The organism is Arthrobacter caoxuetaonis (genome assembly GCF_023921125.1).
GTDB lineage: Bacteria > Actinomycetota > Actinomycetes > Actinomycetales > Micrococcaceae > Arthrobacter_B > Arthrobacter_B caoxuetaonis.
Genome location: NZ_CP099467.1, coordinates 16,459 through 33,228 on the forward strand (window position 1 = coordinate 16,459; position 16,770 = coordinate 33,228).

Here is a 16,770-nt window from a genome sequence, read left to right on the forward strand (position 1 = left end):
GGCTTGGTAACTAAATCGACTTTCACCTGATCCGCCGGCAAGCAATCCAGGCGAAAGTCTCATACTTCGAAGGCCCGCTTCTATGCGGGCCTTCTGTATTTAAGCGATACGACCGATAGGCAGTTCCTCCTGGCGGTTGATCGCGCTTAGATCGGTGTTCTCAATGCGGTCTTCGATTACGCTGGCCACCCAGTCGCTGACGTACTTGTAGCCCTCCGCGGCTGCGATGTCGTTGACGATGTCCGCGCGCTCGGTGGCGATGCGGAACCCGAAGAACTTACGGTCGCCCTTGGACTTGCGTCCGGGACGCTTCCGTACTTCAGCAGTCATGATCTTGTCCTTAGAATTTCCGGCCCCTGGGGAGGGGCTATCGGTCCTTGATCAGTCTCAAAAGGCATCGGAAGGCCGGGTGGCCACAGAAAAGGTGTAGCGAATCTGTTTCCGATAACTCGAAGCTACCACCGGGTTTCAAACATGCCCGGTATTAAGAAAACAGAAACTACTTCGTGTCGCGTCACATGTCGTCGTGACCGCGGGCTCTTCGGCGGGACGTTCCGGCAACTGCTCTACGCATGTCCCTGCCCAGTTAAGAGCAGCACCGCACAACGAGCATCGAGGAACGTTGAGAACATCTGAACCCGGCCGCAGTCCCAGGACGACAGCCACTGCCGGGTATTCAACCCTGCTGAAAACCATCAAGGCGGAGGGGCTCCTGGATCGGGCAGCCGGCTTCTACATCAAGGTCTTCTCGGTGCTTGCCGTACTGACTGCCGGAACGGGCGCAGCCATGGCGGTGATCGGCGACTCATGGTTCCAGCTCATCCCTGCTGCCGTCCTGGGCATCCTCTTCACGCAGTTCGCGTTCCTTGCTCATGAGGCCAGCCACCGCCAGGTCTTTTCCTCCGGGCCGGCCAACGACAAGGCAGGGCGCCTCATCGCAAACCTGATCGTAGGCATCAGTTACCAGTGGTGGATGAACAAGCACAACCGCCACCACGCCAACCCGAACACGATCGGCAAGGATCCGGACATCGAGCAGGACACCGTCTCCTTCCTGCCGGAGCAGGCGCAGGCCCGCAGTGGATTCATGGCCTGGCTGACCCGCCGGCAGGGATGGGCTTTCTTCCCGCTGCTGACCGGTGAAGGCGTGAACCTCCATGTCCAGTCCATCAAGTACCTGTTCACGGCCAGGAAGGTTCAGGGCCGTGCGACAGAACTGGCCATGGTCTTCAGCAGGCTCGGGCTGTACACCGCTGCGGTCTTCGTGTTCCTCCCGGCCGGCAAGGCTGCAGCATTCCTTGCCGTTCAGCTCGCTGTCTTCGGTGTGTACATGGGGGCGTCCTTCGCGCCGAACCACAAGGGCATGCCGCTCATCCCGGAGGGCTCGCGCATCGACTTCCTGTCCCGTCAGGTCCTCACGAGCAGGAACATCACAGGGCGGTTCACCGGGGTATTCATGGGCGGACTGAACTACCAGGCAGAGCACCATCTGTTTCCGTCCATGCCCCGGCCGCATCTGGCCAGGGCGGCGGAGCTGACGCGCGCGTACTGCCAGGAACAGAAAATCCCCTACACGGAGACCACTCTCCTGCGCTCGTACGCGAACGTCATCACCTACCTGAACAAGGTCGGCCTCTCCGGCCGTGACCCGTTCGAATGTCCTATGGTCAGCGCCTACCGGCCTTCCTGAGGTCTACCGGCGCCAACCCGGAAGCATTTCGTTGAGCATCCGCTCCCGCTCTTCAGTGAGCTTGGTGGCGGAGCGGCGCTGTGCCCTCACCCAGGCAGCGTGACTGGCCTCCACCAGATTCGCACTGTGCTGGGACGGGAAGCGGCGGTTGCGGCGCAGGAAGTCGGAAGTCCAGCGGAGGCGCTCCTTCCACACCTGCTCGCGCCCGCGGTTCCAGCCTGGGAGCCTCTCATCGAGTTCCCGGATCTGCTCGTTGGTCATGCGTGAGCGGTGTGTGCGCTGGGAGCTGAGCCATTCGGCAACCCGGTGCTCTTCGGGGTCGCTGGAGCCGGAGGTCGGGAACTTCCCGCCAAGGCGTTCGACGACGGCGGCCGCACGGTCCACATTCTTGGCCCAGGAGAGCGGGTTGGGGTCCCGCCAGTCCCGGTCCAGGGCGTCGAGGGCCCGGATGCGGTGCTCGGGCAGCCTGTCCTCGTTCTTGCGCTGGTAGACCAGCCAGCGTCCGTAGCTTGAGACCTCGTTGGACTCTTTTCCGGCTGCCGGCAGGCGTCCGTGCCTTTCCCGGTAGGCGCGCACCTCATCCAGCCTGGCCTGCCATGCGGCGTCCCTGGGGTCGCGCCATCCCGGCAGGTGCTCGTCGAGAAGGCGCGCCCTGAACTCAGGAAGGTCATCCTTGAAGCGGCGCTGCTCGTTCAGCCATCCTGCAAGACGCTTTGACTGTGGCCTGGACGGGTTGTGTGTTGGCATGGCGCCGTTGTCTGCGATGTATTCCAGGACTTCATTGAACCTGTCATCCCATGCCTCGCGGCGTGCGCGTCCCCAGTCTTCGGGTCCGGTCCGGGCAGGGCTGGTCAGCGCGACGGCGGGCTCGCCGTGGCGCGTCGCTGCGAACTGTCCGCCTGAAGGTACGCCCTTCGAAACGCGGTTTACGGGCTGTGTCATAGGCCCCCCCTATCCACTTCGCCTGTGTGCGGCGTCACGAAGAATCGGCAGGTCCCTGACATTTACCGTCACGAAGGGCAGAATTCCTTGCCAATACTCCCAGTTACCCCACTAATTGGGAGTATGGGGGAAAACACTGCTCTGGACACTGCTGACGCTGCCCGGAACCGCCTTGTCCTGGACCTGCCGACACCGCTGCTCGCCGCGGCAGAAATGGCCGTCATCGAATTGGTCCGCTTCGACGCCGGGCACGGGCACCTGAAGGAACTGCTGACCCTCGCGGAAGCCGCCTCCAGCTGCGCCATAGACGGGATCCAGGCCAACGCGCGCGACGTGGCGGCAACTACCCTGGGGCCGGCGCCCGGCATCCCGGAAGCCGAACAGATCCGGTCCACAGCTCTGGCTGTCACCCGAACCGAGCGCGGACAGCCGATGCTCAGCGTGCAGGGATTCGTCGAGCTCAACCGGACGATCACCCAGGCAACGCCTGAGGCCGACAGCCCCCATCTGGAGCCGCTGGCCAAGTTCCTCGGGCGCGCCGACGTACCGGTCCTTGTCCAGGCAGCCGAAGCCTACGCGCGGTTCGCAGTAGCTAACCCTTTCACCCGCGCCAACGGCCGGACCGGAAGGGCACTCATGCTGGCCATGCTCAGGTCCGCCGGCGTCACGGGGGAGTCAGTCGTGCCCATCTCGGCAGGCCTGATCAACAACCCGCGCAGTGAGGCTGCCCGGACCGCCCACCGGCACGGAAACTCAATGCCCATCATCGAGCTATGTATCGAAGCAATCTTCAAGGCTCTGGACAGCAGTCTCCTGCTTGCCAAAGACATCACGGCCGCAGGTGAAATCCATCGCCAGCTGCTCGGCAGCACCAGGTCGCCTGCGGCCGCCGGCATCTCAGCGTCGCTCCACAGGTCACCAGCCGTGAACGCTGCCACCACAATGGCCGCACTGGGCGTATCCGAATCGGCTGCCTACCGGGCCCTGGACCAGCTGACAGCCGCAGGAATCCTGGAACCCGCACCCAAGGTCGCAGGGAAGCTCATCTGGGTAGCTCCGCACATAGTTGCTGCCCTGGACGCATTCCTCGCCAGGGCCACCCGTTAGGCGAGCTGAAGAGTCAGGGGCGGTCGGTAACGTTGTAGATGCACCATCCAGAACCATCGAAGGCACGCACCATGAAATTGACGCTTGAGGAACTCATCCGGACCTGCAAGGGGCAGCGATCGTATGAACAGCTCTCGCAGGACTGCGGCGGCAATCCCACAGCCGGCCGGATCCAGCAGATGGCCACCAAAACCCAGCATGCCTTCCCGGACCCGGAAACCATCAAGGCACTGGCCCGGGGGCTCAGGGTCGGAACCTTCGCTGTCATCGAAGCGTGCGCGGTGAGCTTGGGCATCAGCACCGAGAACAGGACACCTGCGCTGGCGCGGCTGCTGCCCGCCGGCGCCGATACGCTCACCGACGGGCAGATCAACGCTGTGCTGGCCACGGTGCACTGCTTCATTGAATCCAACCGCCAGTACGCAGAAGCGAGCTAGCCGGCCGAACGGCCCCGCCACCCCGGGACGAGGTCATCGAGCTGAGCAGCTTGCGCGGCGCCCAGACGCCCTTCCCGAAGCTTCTTCCGCTGGAATGCCAGCCAGGTATAGGTCCTCAACGCGGCTGGGTCCTTCACCCGGCTCGTGGGGAGCGCTCCCGCCGCATCAACGTAGAGGCGCAGCTCGCGGACCCGTTCAGCCCACTTGAGCCGGTCAAGGTTCCTCCACCCGGGCAGGGCATCATCGAGTGCCTGGATCTGGTCGGCAGTCAGTTTCCCGGCCGACATCCGCGAACGCTGCCGCAGGAGCCATGGGCCGGCGCCTTCGCCGTTAGCCGGGATGTGGCCCCGTGACTGGTAGTCGAGAATGGCTGCCGCCAGGTTGTTCTCCCAGGAGAGCTGCGTCTGGTTCGCCCGCCAATCGCCGTCCACACTGTTCAGGGCCTCCGCCCGGGACGGTCTGAGCAGGCCTTGTGCTTCAAGGCGCTGCTGGCGTTTGAGCCACTGCTGCAGTGCCCGTTCACGCGGGTGCCGGCCGCTATCCCCTGGAAGGGACCCGAACCGGGCCTTGAAGTCTATGAGCTCTTCAAGGGTCGACAGCCATTGCTGGTCGTTATGCGAAACGGGGGCGGGCACGTACCAACGTTAGCGGCTCGCCTACGAGATCTGACGGAAAGTGCAGCCAGAGATCGTGAACCCGGCCGCCCACTCAGGGACCGTGATGGAGAACTGGGGTGCAACGCTGATGAAGTTGTTCTCGATGATGTTGCCCTGGGCGTCGGAGATCTCCCAGTAGCAGTCGGTGACCTTCTCGCCTACGGACTGCCAGACACCGGGCTGCAGGTCCACGCCGATGAGGTACTTGCCTGGCCCGAACTGTCGCACTTCGGCTACGGCATTCTCGTTGGCTTCCTCCTCGGCAATCATCTGCTGGCCCGAGGCGATGGTCGCTTCGATGGCAGCTGCTTTCGGGTGGTCGGGGCAGAGCTTGTAGGCGCCCATGAGGTACTTCGCCTGGCCGCCGCTGCGGACATAGTCCACATAGATTCCTTCGGTGTTTGCGCAGACACCGTAGAGATACCTCAGGTTCTCGGGGTCGTATCCCGGGCCGAAAGTAATCTCCATAGCCTCCTTCTCGACGTCGGACAGGACGCCGGAGGTCCGCACCCGGCCTTCGCAGAAAGAAGATGCGGCAAGGCCCCAGACGGCCTGGACCGTAGCGAATTCCTTCTTCGTCCCGTCAACGGTGCAGTCCAGGACAACAGCCATCCTGGGCTTGGCCGGGGGCTTGCTGGCAGTCGGAGTCGGCTTGGCCGTACGTGTGGGCGTCGGCTTGGGGGAGGGGGTCTTGCTCGGTGAGGCTGATGCCGAAGGTGTCGTGCGTGTGTCCGCCTCCGCGGTCGTGCCACTAACCCCGCGGTATCCCACGATGACGATCAGGACGACAAGCACAGCGATCACCAGAGCGCCGCCAAGCGGAACCAGCACAGCCTTGTTCTTCATTTTTCTCCCCCTGGTTAGTACTCACCCGAGAATCTACAGCGGGAGACAGCGCCTGATGCGAATAAGAACGGATATTTCAGGCGCCCTGGTTGCCGGCTCAAAGGAGGAGTCGGCCAGGCGCCCTCCATCTGCTCATCCCCACGAAAGAATTCTTCAAGCAGGGTTCCCGGCGACTGTGGAGAACGGACGGAGGGCCGGCCGTTACGGGCTATCCGATCTGGCGGAAGGCGCAAGGCCTGGATGGTGAAGTCGGCCGCCCACTCCGGCACCGTGATCGTGAACTGGGGTGCAACGCCTCCACAGGGGTCAACGCGTTGCTATCGCATGGAAGGGTTCCAACCTGAAAAAGGTGAGGGTTTCGTGAGTACTTCTTCTACGCACCGGGCAGCGTTAAGTGTCCGCTTGCCATTATGCAGGCTGATGATCTGATGGGGCTCGGGATAGGTATCCCCGGTACCAGGCCACCGGCCTGTCACCTCCACCACGCGCCCCTCCGCTGCAAAAACAACCATGCCCCTAGACACTTGCACCGACGGCAGCGCCTCAAAGTTACCCTGGGAGGTGACCTGATAGTCCAGCTCCACGATGGGGCACGTCGCTTCGATCCGGTCGGTGACGTTGGCTGAACTGGCTTCGGACTCAAGGGGTCCGTAACGTGACAGCACCTCAATCCTGCTGTAACCGTCGACCTCCTGCGTCCTGTTTGGGGGCCACTTGCACTCTTCGAAGACCTCTAAGAGCACTTCGCCCGTGGCTGATATGTGCTCTTCGCTGAACAGTTCCTCGGTGTGTTGCGAGGTCTGGTTCATCCCGTGCCGTTCCGTACAGCTGAGTATCTTCCCCGCGTAATAGTCGTCCCTGTTGAATCTCTCCTGGAACAACGGGGTGTTGCCCAGCAGGATCCCAGCTGTGACAGCAGCAGCAAAGGCTGTCAGAACGGCCGAGATCTGCTTCCACTTGATCCCGGTTGATTCCCTTACTGACCCCATGGCGGCCCCTCTCGGTGAGGAGGGCAGTATGAACTGCCAGTGCCTTCCGCGGAAGTGTAGAAAAATCTCCCAGCCGGCGCGCTTCAGGCCTCTTCATCAGAGGAGTCGGCCAGCTGTACCCGATCTACTCAGCCGAACCACAAACATTCTGGAGTCTTTCGGGTATGCAAAAGCCCCCGCCGAATCGACGGAGGCCAGCAAGAGTGGATTAGCGGCCGGGGAAACGCTTCAACAGACCGGCGGCACGGGATTTCACAGCCTCGAAGTCTGCAACCATCTACATCTCCGGGTTCTCGCTCGAAGATACGCGTGTCGGAGCTTCAGCAGGCTTCGGAGCCTCCTGGACGGGAGCGGGTACGGGCTCAGCCGGAGCCGAGTGGATGGCCGAGACGGTGACGTCGGCTTCGTTTCGCTGGAGGGTGGTGAACTGGCCACCACCGGGGACGCCGGCAGGCACACGCGGCCGGAAAGGAGAATCACTCACCCCATTGTGAGCGGCGAGCATGCGAAACGCGCAGCTGACACGACTTCATGAAGCGCCAGGACACGGAGAAGGGCCCCGGCCGAAGCCAGGACCCTTCCATTGCTGCTTAGTAGTTCCCTCCGAACTCTTCGAACACCTGGGCGATGTCTTCTCCACCGGAGCAGGCCGCCAGACGGTCCTCAACGACGGTCGATGCACGCCCGGCCAGGTCCAGGCCCTTCAGGATGCCGTTGCTGTTCCGGATGACCGCAGTGACCCGGCGGAATACACCGGGGTTCTCCCGCGCGAACCTGGCCAGTGCGCTCCACTTGCCGGGGGCGTCGGCGAGGTTGTGGTTGTGCGGGTCCACGAGGTCGACCGCCAGCTCGCCGTCGACCTCGTGGAAGAAGAGGAAGTCCGGGTACAGGGATTTATCTACTTTTCCTTCGGTGTAGGAGACGGAGAGGCCCTGGGATGCTGATGCCGGGTTGCGGTACCAACCGATGAGCCCGACCTGAGCGAGCTCCTTTTCGATGACCTCCCGCTCCCACCCGGTGGCCACCATAGGGAATTTTCCGTCAGCTGCCGCGAAGACGTGGCCGGTGAAGGTCTCTATGTCCTCGACGCAGGCCTGCACCTTGCCGGGAACGAGCTTCTGGGTTTTGGTCTTCACGGTCTTGGGGAGGGTGAACGTGCCCCTGAGCGGCTGGCCGTGCGGATGCCAGATCTCATCAAGGGCAGTTTTATCCGCAGTGCCCAACCGTGAGACGGCAGGGTTGAAGGCCTGGCGCCACGAGTCGATCAGGGCTGCCGCCGAGGCCTCGAGCGTGCTGATGATGTCGTCGTTGGAGGCCATGGCCGAGAGGCGGGTTATGGCTTCCTGGTCATCATCGAGATCCTCGTACAGGGCCGCATAAAGCCAGGAACCCGAGGCGTCCGGCATCCCCTTGAGAGCTTTGGCCTTCAGCTCTCGCAGATTCTCCGCGGAGGCACGGACCTTCAGCGCTGTCACACCCCTGTCCCTACCGTCGTACTGGTCGTAGCCGACCCGGTCGTAGGTGACCTCCAGGAGACCGTCGGCCTCTTCGTCGATGCCGGTCTTCAGGCGGGCGTACTCTGCCATCAGGATGGCCGTGACGCGCTGTTCGACTTCTTCTGTGAGAGTGACGCTGGGGTTGAAAGGGTTCTGGATCCCGAGGTTGTCCAGCCGTGAGCCCAGTGTTGCCAGCCGTGCTGTCTGCGAGGTGAAGAGCTTCCTGGGCTTCGTCTCGGTCGGCAGCTCCAGCTCCCAGAGGGCCTCCGGCAAGCCCGCGGCGCGTTCGAAGACCACCGGGTTCACCGAGACCGGGATCTCGATGTCGGCGTCGCCCACGAAGGACATGACGACGCGGGCCACTTCATCGCGGCTGTAGTGCGGCAGGTAGAGGGAGACCGAGTTCAGTTCCTCCAGGCCCGGCTCCTCGATGCGGCCGGCCACCGGGGTGCGGACCATGCGGCCGATGAGCTGGGCGATGGCCGTGTGTTCCTTGGCTGCACGGAGGGAGACCATGACTTCAGCGCGCGGGCAGTCCCAGCCGGTGGTCAGGGCCGCTTTGAAGATCACAACGCGGACGTGGGTGTTCTCCTCGATCAGTTCCGGGGCCATGTGCGGGATGACGCGGCCGCCGGGAAGGTCGATCGGGGACTTCTCGCCGAAGCTGTGGACGATCGGTACCGGAGTGCCCGGCTGGTGCTGCAGCTCCGTCCACTCATCCGTCAGGGAGGCCACGAGCGTTCCAACGGCAGCCGCGGAGATCTTGTCCGGCACCTGGATGACCAGCAGCGGATTCACCGAGCGGGCCCTGCCGGAAATGCTCGCCTCTTCGGCCCACAGCTTGTCGTACTCTTTCAGGTCACGGACCGCTGCCCTGACCAGGGTGTCATCCGTTGGCTGATTATCGGTGGGATGGTTGACCTGGATGAGGTCCTTGATCATCCCGGATTCACGGACCTTCATGATGTCGGCGCTGACCTTCATGAGCATCCGGTCGGAATCATTGGACCGCATCGCAGCCTCGAACTTCGCCGGTGTCGCGGAGATGCCGAGCATGACAGCCACCGGCGGATTCACGATCGTACGGACAGCCCCGGAGGCATCTGGAACCTCGACCGGGCCTCCGTCCAGGATAGTGCGCATGATGGTCTTCTTGTCGCCGGCCTTGACGGAGGAACCGCGGTGAGCTTCATCAACGATGAACAGAAAGTCCCGGTTGCGGCGGGCGACAGTGTTGCCAATGGTTTCCCAGAGCGACCAGCGCCGGTTATCGCCCGTGACCGTGTGCCCGGTCGCACCTTTGGTGAGCCGGCCGATGTTTAGGAAATGGATCTTCCCCGGCTCCAGGGAATCCCGGTCGTAAGTCGAGTCGATCATCTCGATCTGCGAAGGCTGAATCACCGAGGAGGCCTTCAGGATCTTGTCCTTGGACTGCTCATTCAGCGACGGGTCATCGGTCAGCCACAGCACAGTGAGATTCCGATTCGGGGACTGGATACCACCGCCGAACAGCAGCTTCTCCAGGACCGCGGTGGCGACAACAGTCTTGCCGGCGCCGGTCGGAGCCGTCAGGCCCACCGCGGTGCGGCCGCCGTCGTTGTCGAACATGGCCACAGCTGAGTTCAGACGCTGCACGACGGTATTCGTGACGTCGTGCTGGTAGTCCGTGAGGGTGAATTTCACTCGGCAGATCCTTTGCTTTCCTGTGACTTAGTACCAAGGGATTCAAGCCAAGTTGGTCGTATGTAGCCGGCGTCGGGCAGAAAGTCCTCGTATCTGACCGACAAATTTCTCACTGAAATGGCCGTGGGTAGGTCGAGTTGCGCTGTCCATTGAGACTCGACTAAGAACGTCACATGAGCTTCGATTTCAGGCCGCGATGCGCCTGCTAGGTCGATGTCGATTGCTACGTCCTGCCCCTGGCGGGGAAGAAGGTGTCCGGGCAGTCCTTGTGATCTGAGCGCCTTGAGATCCAGGCTAAGCCGCATTCCTGGGTGACTGTCCGTGCCGAAGACCTGAACCAACACTTGGTTCAGCTTCAGTACTGACCCAGATTCGGTAGCACCGCCCTCCGCTTCTCCCGCATGCAGCACTATGCCTCTAGCGAGGTTGGTTCCTTTGCGCAATTTCAGTCCTTCCTGTTGACCTGGAATGCCTCCAGGTAGCTGCCGTAGATCCGTTCGACGTTGATGCCGAGCGGGAAGTGTGATGCTGCTTCGTCGCCGGCGGCATCAGAGTCCGTGACGATGAAGAGGTGGCCAATCACCTGGCCGGTGGATTTCAGCTGCTCAGCCAGCGCGCGAGCTCGGCCCGGGGTGAACAGGATGGCTGCAGCACCGGACTCGGAGATGGCGTACCCGTCACGCCTTGCGGCGGCGTTAATTTCCACGGTCCCGCCGGAGCCCCCGGACTTCAACCAGAACAGGCCAGCCAGGTCCTCAAGTGCACGGCCGGTGACGATCTCCGGCTCCTCCAGATAGGTCAGCTCGAAGAACGCTGCGTTTGCGGCAAGCCCCTCCGAATAGGTGGACCCGTCCGGGCGGGTGCCGGTGATGACGGTCTCCAGGCGCGGCTTCGTGACGTGGTGGAACACGCCGAGTGCTTCGTATTCAGCGTCCCCCGGAGCGTGGCCGGCCATTCGCAGGGCGGCGTCGTCCTTCTTGGACAACTCGTTGTTGGTCACTAGGATGGCCTGGCGGGTGCCGCCGTCTTCACCGTTGAGCCGGATGACCGCTTCCGCTGTCGTGCCGGAACCGCCGAAGAAGTCCAGGATGACGGCGTTTTCCGGGACGACCATCCGGAACCAGCGCATCAGGACTTCGTGATCCTTGGGGAAGGGGAAGCGTTTGTCACCCATAACGGTTTTGAGGTGCTTGGTGGCCCGGATTCGGGGGGAATTGAAAACCGGGCTGGGCAGCACGTCCATTGCCTCGTGCAGAAACACCTTCTTGATTGGCCCGGACTTCGTAAACAGCACGCGGCCTTCATCCATCCAGTTCTTCAAAGTGGAGGGCTGGACGGTCCACCCCTTAGCTGGCGGATCGAAGGTAGTCCCTGTGGCCGGATCGGTGATCTGGTACTTCAGGTTGGGACGGTAGAGGCTGTTGTCCATATTGGTAGTGCAGTAGACGCGCCCCTGGTCATCCACGTGCCGGTAGGCTGACACGCCCTTCGGCAGGTCTTCCTTGTTGGCCTTAAGGTACTCGCGGAGAGCGCCCTGGACGTCCTCGCGGTTGCGGCCTTCAAGGACTCCGGCACCCAGTGTCACCAGCTCGGGCGCATGCTTCTTGATGTCCCGGAACCCGTCAAGCAAATCGGCGTCCCTCCCATACACGAGCATGTAGTCGACGCCGCCGGAGGTGAATTTTGAGAGGTTTGATCCTTTGTCGTCCCACACCAAGTCCGCGATGAAGTTGCCCTCACCGAACACAGTGTCGGCGAGCATTCGAAGGCGGTGGTGTTCGTTGTCGTCGATGGCCATGATGATGACGCCAGTCGGCTTCAGGAGCTGCTTGGCAATGAGCAGGCGCTTCTCCATGAAGGACAGCCACTTGGAGTGCCGGTAGCCGTCTTTGGAGTCGATGTACCGGTCGTTGTACTTCCAGTCGGCGTTACCGGTGTTGTAGGGCGGGTCGATGTAGATGAGATCGACTTTGCCCGAATGCGTGTACTGGAGAGCTTCGAGGGCGTGGTAGTTCTCACCGTTGATGATGGTGTGCACGGGAGCGTCCGGGGCACCGCGGCGGACTTCGGAGAGTTTGCGCAGGCCGGGGTACATGACGTCGCCGAACTCTTTTGCCACCGTCAGCTGGTCCACCGGGTAGATGGCCTCGTTGCCTTCGTCGTCCACGAGCACCGCGGTGCCGTCGTCCTTGGCGAGGCGGGCGACCCGGTAGTAGCCGGAGTTCTTGACCGTATTGATGATGACCTTGGATCCGCGCTTTACCTGGTGTTTGGGCAGCCGGATGCCTTCAGGATGGTGGCGCTCGAAGACCAAACCGAACGTGCGGCCCATCCCGGCGATCTCCCGGGCGAGGTTCTCCCGCAGCGTGGGGTCCGGGATCTGAGCCAGATACCGCTCCAGGCTGGATGTCTGCGTGGTGGGGAGTGCCGTGAGTTTGTCCGCGGGTGCAGCGCCGGCTGCCAGGGGAGTGGTCATGCCCGGGGACATGCGTAGAGATCGGCGTGACGGCCGCGTCCAGCCCGCAGCAAGGGGTCACAGCTGATTAGCCCGGTCTGTTCCGCCCGTGAATATGTCGGGCAGCTGACATATTGGGACGGATGTCGGTGGCCGCCATTAAAGTCCGAAGTAAATACTCACTGACGTGCGGGGGCACTAATGGACATTCAGACGGCCAAACTCATCATGATGAATGACCCGGAGATGATGACTCTTCACCGCCGGTTCAACAGCCTGGGGATCACCCGGTTTTTCGTATGGGTGGCCGCAGCCATAATTGTGGTGATTCTGGCTGTCCAGGGAGAAACCGTTGCCTGGTTTTTGGTGGGTCTTGCGGCATCCCTTGTCACACTGATCTTGAACATTCAGCGCACCAAGATTTCTTCTCTGCAGCGTATGCGGGCACGCGAGCTCGGGATCCGCTAGCTGGATCAGGTGCAGCCGGCGGTGAGCGAAGGACCCTTTGCCGCACACATAAAGGGTATGGATACCTTCACCATCACCACGACCGTCACGTTCCATCCGCTCCGGGTTCCGCCGCGCTGCCGCAAACCTCGTCGGGTGGAGGAGACCTTCACGGTGACGACTGACATCCCTTCGGTCACTGCTGCGGATGCACCCGTTGCCTGCATCTTCGATCCCGGCTATCAGCGCCTTACCCACGACGAGACAGATGAGATTGCCCTTCGCACCTTCGACGGGTCCTTCTACATCCAGCGCCGCGATGTGAATGCAGGGGACGAGGACTTCCCGTCAGAGCGCACGTGGGAATCGCGGGAGACGGATCAGGTCGCCGCCGAGCGTGAGGCCCATGGACGGCTGTGGAAGTACCTGGTCATCGACGGGAAGGTCTGGGAGACCATCGGCGAGCCCTACTACTCGGTGAACACCTACGGCACCGGTAACAACCACGGCGGAACCGGGCTGAGCCTGAATTTACTGAGCGCAGGCCAGGACGTCTCATCCCTCGATTACGCTGCGACCGAGCTGGAGGCGGCCATCGACGGCGCGCTGGAGGTGGCTGAAGCACGCCGGGATACCGAATACTTCGAGCACATCCGCAGCTTCAAGGGCGTGAACGTTATCCTGCCCGAGGCGTTCCGCATCATCCCGCGGGACATGCGGAAGACCAGCAAGGAAGCTGAGGTGCGGGTGGTTGCAGATGCCATGTCCGCCGCGCTCTCCGGCCCCCTTGACCGTGAGAAGATCCGGACGGTCCGCGAAGCCCTCAAGGAACTGGAAGACATCATGTTCAACCACGGGATCGACGAGGTCTCCCGGTAGCGGCCTGCCTTTAGCTGGCCAGTTCAGCCCGCCGGTGCCGAAGTTCCCGTTCGGCACCGCGCAGGGGCGAACCCACTACGGGGATGTCCTGGAGGTTGACCGTGGCGGCCGCGGCCAGGGCGATCTTATTGGCTGACTGTGCCGCACGCTCGGGCAGGAGGATGGATTCGGCGAACTCTGCCCAGTGCCTGGCTTTGAGGCCTTTGGTTCGGCCGGCGATGCTCAGGGCCATGGTGTCGTCCCCGTAAAGCAGTGTGCACGGCACATCGTAGACCGGGGCGACTGCGAAGTCCCCTCCGCTGCCCAGGATGGAAATGTTCTTGGCATGCAGGTCGCCGTTTCCGGTAAGCCAGGCGAACATCAGCTGCAGGTACAGGTTTCGGGCTGCGACCGGGCGGGCCCGGCAGACGGCGGCCAATGCGTTGACAGCGTCCTCCGCGGCCACGTTGTACTTCGATGCCGGCGGCAGCCCCATGACCTGGGTTGCGTCTTCCATGGGCATGCGTGTCCAGGTCTTCGCGTCAGCGCTGCGCCGGTCGAACCGTTCAACGAGCAGCCCGGATGAACCGTGGCGGTCCTTCACCACACTAGCTTTGGACACGGGGATCTTCAGCGCCTTGGCGGCCGTGAGGTGCAGTGCTTCGTTGACGACCAGATGCGGGTAGACGGGCGGATCCAGCTTCAGGATGTAGCGGTTCCGGCGCATCGCCAGGGGAGCGGTCAGCATCGACGGGCTGATCTTGTCCTGGACTCCCGGCAGGCCATGCAGGTCAAGTGCCGCGGCAAGCTCCTTGAAGTCCAGATCTTCGGTGTCTCCGGCGTCGGCCAGCACGTCCGGCTCCCGGGGCTCTTCGCCGGCCGGCACGATCTGGACATCGCCCGGAACGTCCGCCCCGACGGCGAGCAAGAGCGTGAGTTCATCATCTGCGCTGGTCTTGACTGCGCTGCGCAGGGTCGTGAGGCGGTGCCCCTCGGGCAGGAGCCCGGCAAAGAAGGGTGGCAGGGCGCCGTGCGCCGTCGTGACGGGTTCCGGTACGGCCGGCAGGGTGGTGGCGACCGCGGGCCCGCTGGAGTCCAGGTAGCCGGGAAGGTATTCGAAGACGGTTCCGCCGTCCGAGGCCCGGGAGATGGTTCCCGCGTGCCGTCCGGCTTTGTAGACGTCGGCTGCCGGGAGGAAGCGCAGCTGTTCGATTGAGGCCATCAGAGGGCCTTCACATGGAGGCCGACGGTGTTGGCCACGGCGATGACTGAACCCAGTGAGGGGTTGCCGACGCCGGACTCGATGGCGCGGACGGTGCGCTCAGCTACCCCTGAGAGGTCCGCAGCGTCCTTCTGGGTGATCCCGGCACGACGTCGTGCATCACGTATGGCCTGGCCTATGGCCTCGAAGTCCGGCACAACTTCCTCCTACCGGCAACAAGCTGCCGTTTTCATCGAATCCTGACGTGATCCTCCCATGCTAAGTCCAAATAGGCAATATCTTGCCGATTCCCGGCATACGAGTGCTTGAGGAACCCTGCGTGACCAACAACCGGCAGCATCTTGCCGCCCAGCCAGCGGGGGAGCGGGCATGATGGATATGCCGGGCAGAGAGTCCGCGCAACGGAAAGGGCTGTTATGGGAGCGATCAAGCACGGGAAAACCGGAACCAGCATGGTCCTGGCCGGCCGGCGCCCCCAGCAGCCCGAACCTGAGCGCAATAAGGACGAATGCCCGAAGTGCAAGTCCGGACGCCGAAGCCCGTGCGTGGACTACATCTGGGTGAAATCCAAACGGAAATTTCAGGTCAAGAAGCGCATGGTTACCCACCGGACCGCCGGCGACATGGACACACCGCAGCAGGACTGACCTGGGTCCGATGCTCAGCTGACCTGCGGTGATGCTATGTTCCCTGCATGAGTGAGCCATCTTCCGTCCCCGCCAAACCCAGGCGCGTCCCCAAGTTCGACGAGCTGGACGAAGAGAAGGGGATGAACCGGCTCCAGAAGTCCTTCTACAACCGGGTGTTCCTGCCCTCCTTCCTTGCCGGGAATCCCGTCGACGTGAACGGGCAGACGGGGTACGCCGAAGTACTGATGCGAAGCCTTGTCGAAGAACGCGATGCCGACCCCGCGGCTGCGCGCCGGACCCTGACAGCGCTCATTGACGCCTACCCGTATGCGAAGGACGGCGGGCCATTCCGCGCCAGCGACACCATGGCAACGTTCTGCTTTCTCGACGGCGATTTCGCGGCCGGGTACGACGCCCTCCGCATCGGGGTGACCGCGTCGCTGCATCTGACGCTGGCCGAGCACCTGGGCCATCCGCCTTTGAAGGCAATGCAGGTGCTGCAGTGGAGCGAATGGGGCATCACGCGGAAGGGTATCCATGACCTGGACAACGTCGTGGACGCCCTTCAGGCCCGGCTGGATGAGTTCCAGGCCGAGCGTGGCGTCAGCATCGTCACTGACTTCTGGCGGCGCCTCACAGCCGACAAGCCCGTTGATGAGGTCGCCGCCGACATCGAAGACGAGGTCCAGCAGGTCTACACGGCCGATGACATCCGATGGTTCCTGGAGCAGGACCGTGCAGCGCCGCCGCGGACCTACGAATATCCCAGCAGATGGGACCCCGACGGAACAGTGCCGTGGCCGGGTCCCTGGATCGAATCCACCCGCCATTACGGCCTCTTCAGGGCTTGGCTGAGGTTCCTGACGCGGCAGGCCGAGAACGATGCCCGCGATCATGCCGGTGTGCCGCGGGTGGGTGAGCAGTGGCGTTCCGAAATGCACCTCCTGGGCCAGCTCAGGGAGGCGATGCCGCAGGAGAAGTTTGTCCACCAGTACCGCCCTTACTGGCTTGCTCCCCAGAGCCTGGACATCTTCCTGCCGGCCTACGACATCGCGGTGGAGTACCAGGGCCTGCAGCACACCCGGCCGGTGGAGTTCTTCGGCGGAAAGAAAACGTTCGAAGACCAGGAAGTGCGGGACATTGTGAAAGCCATGACCTGCGCCGAGAACGGTTGCACCCTCATTGAGGTCCACCCCGGCTATGTTCTGGAGGACGTCGTCCGGGACATCCTGGCCGCCATCGAGCAGCACAACAGCACGGTCTCCGGAGCGCATGGGTAGTTCTGCCCATGCACCACCCTTGACCTGGCTGGG

General features: G+C 62.8%; 17 protein-coding genes. 7 read left to right on the forward strand and 10 right to left on the reverse strand.

Annotated features, from left to right (window positions below):
- Positions 1–99: 99 nt before the first annotated feature.
- Positions 100–330: a hypothetical protein gene (locus tag NF551_RS16595; RefSeq protein WP_227897292.1), complete on the reverse strand. Its 231-nt coding sequence runs from the start codon at positions 328–330 to the stop codon at positions 100–102.
- A gap of 292 nt (positions 331–622) precedes the next feature.
- Here NF551_RS16595 and NF551_RS16600 point away from each other — a divergent pair, with 292 nt between their 5' ends.
- Positions 623–1,690, forward strand: coding sequence for a fatty acid desaturase family protein (locus tag NF551_RS16600; RefSeq protein WP_227897291.1), 1,068 nt, complete (start codon positions 623–625; stop codon positions 1,688–1,690).
- A gap of 3 nt (positions 1,691–1,693) precedes the next feature.
- Here the strand turns inward: NF551_RS16600 and NF551_RS16605 are convergent, their stop codons facing one another.
- Positions 1,694–2,632 (reverse strand): helicase associated domain-containing protein, encoded by a 939-nt coding sequence (locus tag NF551_RS16605; protein ID WP_227897290.1) that lies wholly within the window; start codon positions 2,630–2,632, stop codon positions 1,694–1,696.
- A gap of 123 nt (positions 2,633–2,755) precedes the next feature.
- Between NF551_RS16605 and NF551_RS16610 the strand changes: the two genes are divergently transcribed.
- Entirely contained in the window at positions 2,756–3,739 is a 984-nt protein-coding gene (locus tag NF551_RS16610; RefSeq protein ID WP_227897289.1) for a Fic family protein, read from the forward strand.
- Positions 3,740–3,810: 71 nt separating this feature from the next.
- Entirely contained in the window at positions 3,811–4,176 is a 366-nt protein-coding gene (locus tag NF551_RS16615; protein ID WP_227897288.1) for a hypothetical protein, read from the forward strand.
- Here the strand turns inward: NF551_RS16615 and NF551_RS16620 are convergent.
- From NF551_RS16620 to NF551_RS16645, 6 genes are all read right to left on the reverse strand, one after another.
- Positions 4,173–4,811: a helicase associated domain-containing protein gene (locus NF551_RS16620; RefSeq protein WP_227897287.1), complete on the reverse strand. Its 639-nt coding sequence runs from the start codon at positions 4,809–4,811 to the stop codon at positions 4,173–4,175. The two genes, NF551_RS16615 and NF551_RS16620, sit on opposite strands and share 4 nt — an antisense overlap.
- 21 nt (positions 4,812–4,832) lie before the next feature.
- Positions 4,833–5,678 (reverse strand): Rv1352/Rv1906c domain-containing protein, encoded by an 846-nt coding sequence (locus tag NF551_RS16625; RefSeq protein ID WP_227897286.1) that lies wholly within the window; start codon positions 5,676–5,678, stop codon positions 4,833–4,835.
- A 317-nt stretch (positions 5,679–5,995) separates the two neighbouring features.
- Positions 5,996–6,667: a hypothetical protein gene (locus NF551_RS16630; RefSeq protein ID WP_227897285.1), complete on the reverse strand. Its 672-nt coding sequence runs from the start codon at positions 6,665–6,667 to the stop codon at positions 5,996–5,998.
- A gap of 277 nt (positions 6,668–6,944) precedes the next feature.
- Entirely contained in the window at positions 6,945–7,151 is a 207-nt protein-coding gene (locus NF551_RS16635; protein WP_227897284.1) for a hypothetical protein, read from the reverse strand.
- Positions 7,152–7,257: 106 nt separating this feature from the next.
- Positions 7,258–9,846: a DEAD/DEAH box helicase gene (locus NF551_RS16640; RefSeq protein ID WP_227897283.1), complete on the reverse strand. Its 2,589-nt coding sequence runs from the start codon at positions 9,844–9,846 to the stop codon at positions 7,258–7,260.
- Positions 9,847–10,291: 445 nt separating this feature from the next.
- Entirely contained in the window at positions 10,292–12,322 is a 2,031-nt protein-coding gene (locus tag NF551_RS16645) for a site-specific DNA-methyltransferase (RefSeq protein WP_227897282.1), read from the reverse strand.
- A gap of 180 nt (positions 12,323–12,502) precedes the next feature.
- On the opposite strand from NF551_RS16645, the gene NF551_RS16650 reads away from it, so the two are divergent.
- Positions 12,503–12,769: a hypothetical protein gene (locus NF551_RS16650; protein WP_227897281.1), complete on the forward strand. Its 267-nt coding sequence runs from the start codon at positions 12,503–12,505 to the stop codon at positions 12,767–12,769.
- 57 nt (positions 12,770–12,826) lie between these two features.
- Positions 12,827–13,627: a hypothetical protein gene (locus NF551_RS16655; protein ID WP_227897280.1), complete on the forward strand. Its 801-nt coding sequence runs from the start codon at positions 12,827–12,829 to the stop codon at positions 13,625–13,627.
- Positions 13,628–13,637: 10 nt separating this feature from the next.
- On the opposite strand, the gene NF551_RS16660 is transcribed toward NF551_RS16655, so the two are convergent.
- Positions 13,638–14,828: a type II toxin-antitoxin system HipA family toxin gene (locus tag NF551_RS16660; protein ID WP_341482283.1), complete on the reverse strand. Its 1,191-nt coding sequence runs from the start codon at positions 14,826–14,828 to the stop codon at positions 13,638–13,640.
- On the reverse strand, positions 14,828–15,025 hold the full coding sequence (locus tag NF551_RS16665; protein WP_227897279.1) for a helix-turn-helix transcriptional regulator: 198 nt from the start codon (positions 15,023–15,025) through the stop codon (positions 14,828–14,830). The genes NF551_RS16660 and NF551_RS16665 overlap by 1 nt, the downstream gene beginning before the upstream one ends.
- Positions 15,026–15,244: 219 nt before the next feature.
- On the opposite strand from NF551_RS16665, the gene NF551_RS16670 reads away from it, so the two are divergent.
- Positions 15,245–15,475 carry a hypothetical protein gene (locus tag NF551_RS16670; RefSeq protein ID WP_227897278.1) on the forward strand — a complete coding sequence of 77 codons (231 nt, stop codon included), beginning with the start codon at positions 15,245–15,247 and terminating at the stop codon, positions 15,473–15,475.
- A gap of 47 nt (positions 15,476–15,522) precedes the next feature.
- Positions 15,523–16,737, forward strand: a complete 1,215-nt coding sequence (locus NF551_RS16675) for a PDDEXK family nuclease (RefSeq protein ID WP_227897277.1) — start codon at positions 15,523–15,525, stop codon at positions 16,735–16,737.
- The last annotated feature ends 33 nt before the right edge of the window (positions 16,738–16,770 follow it).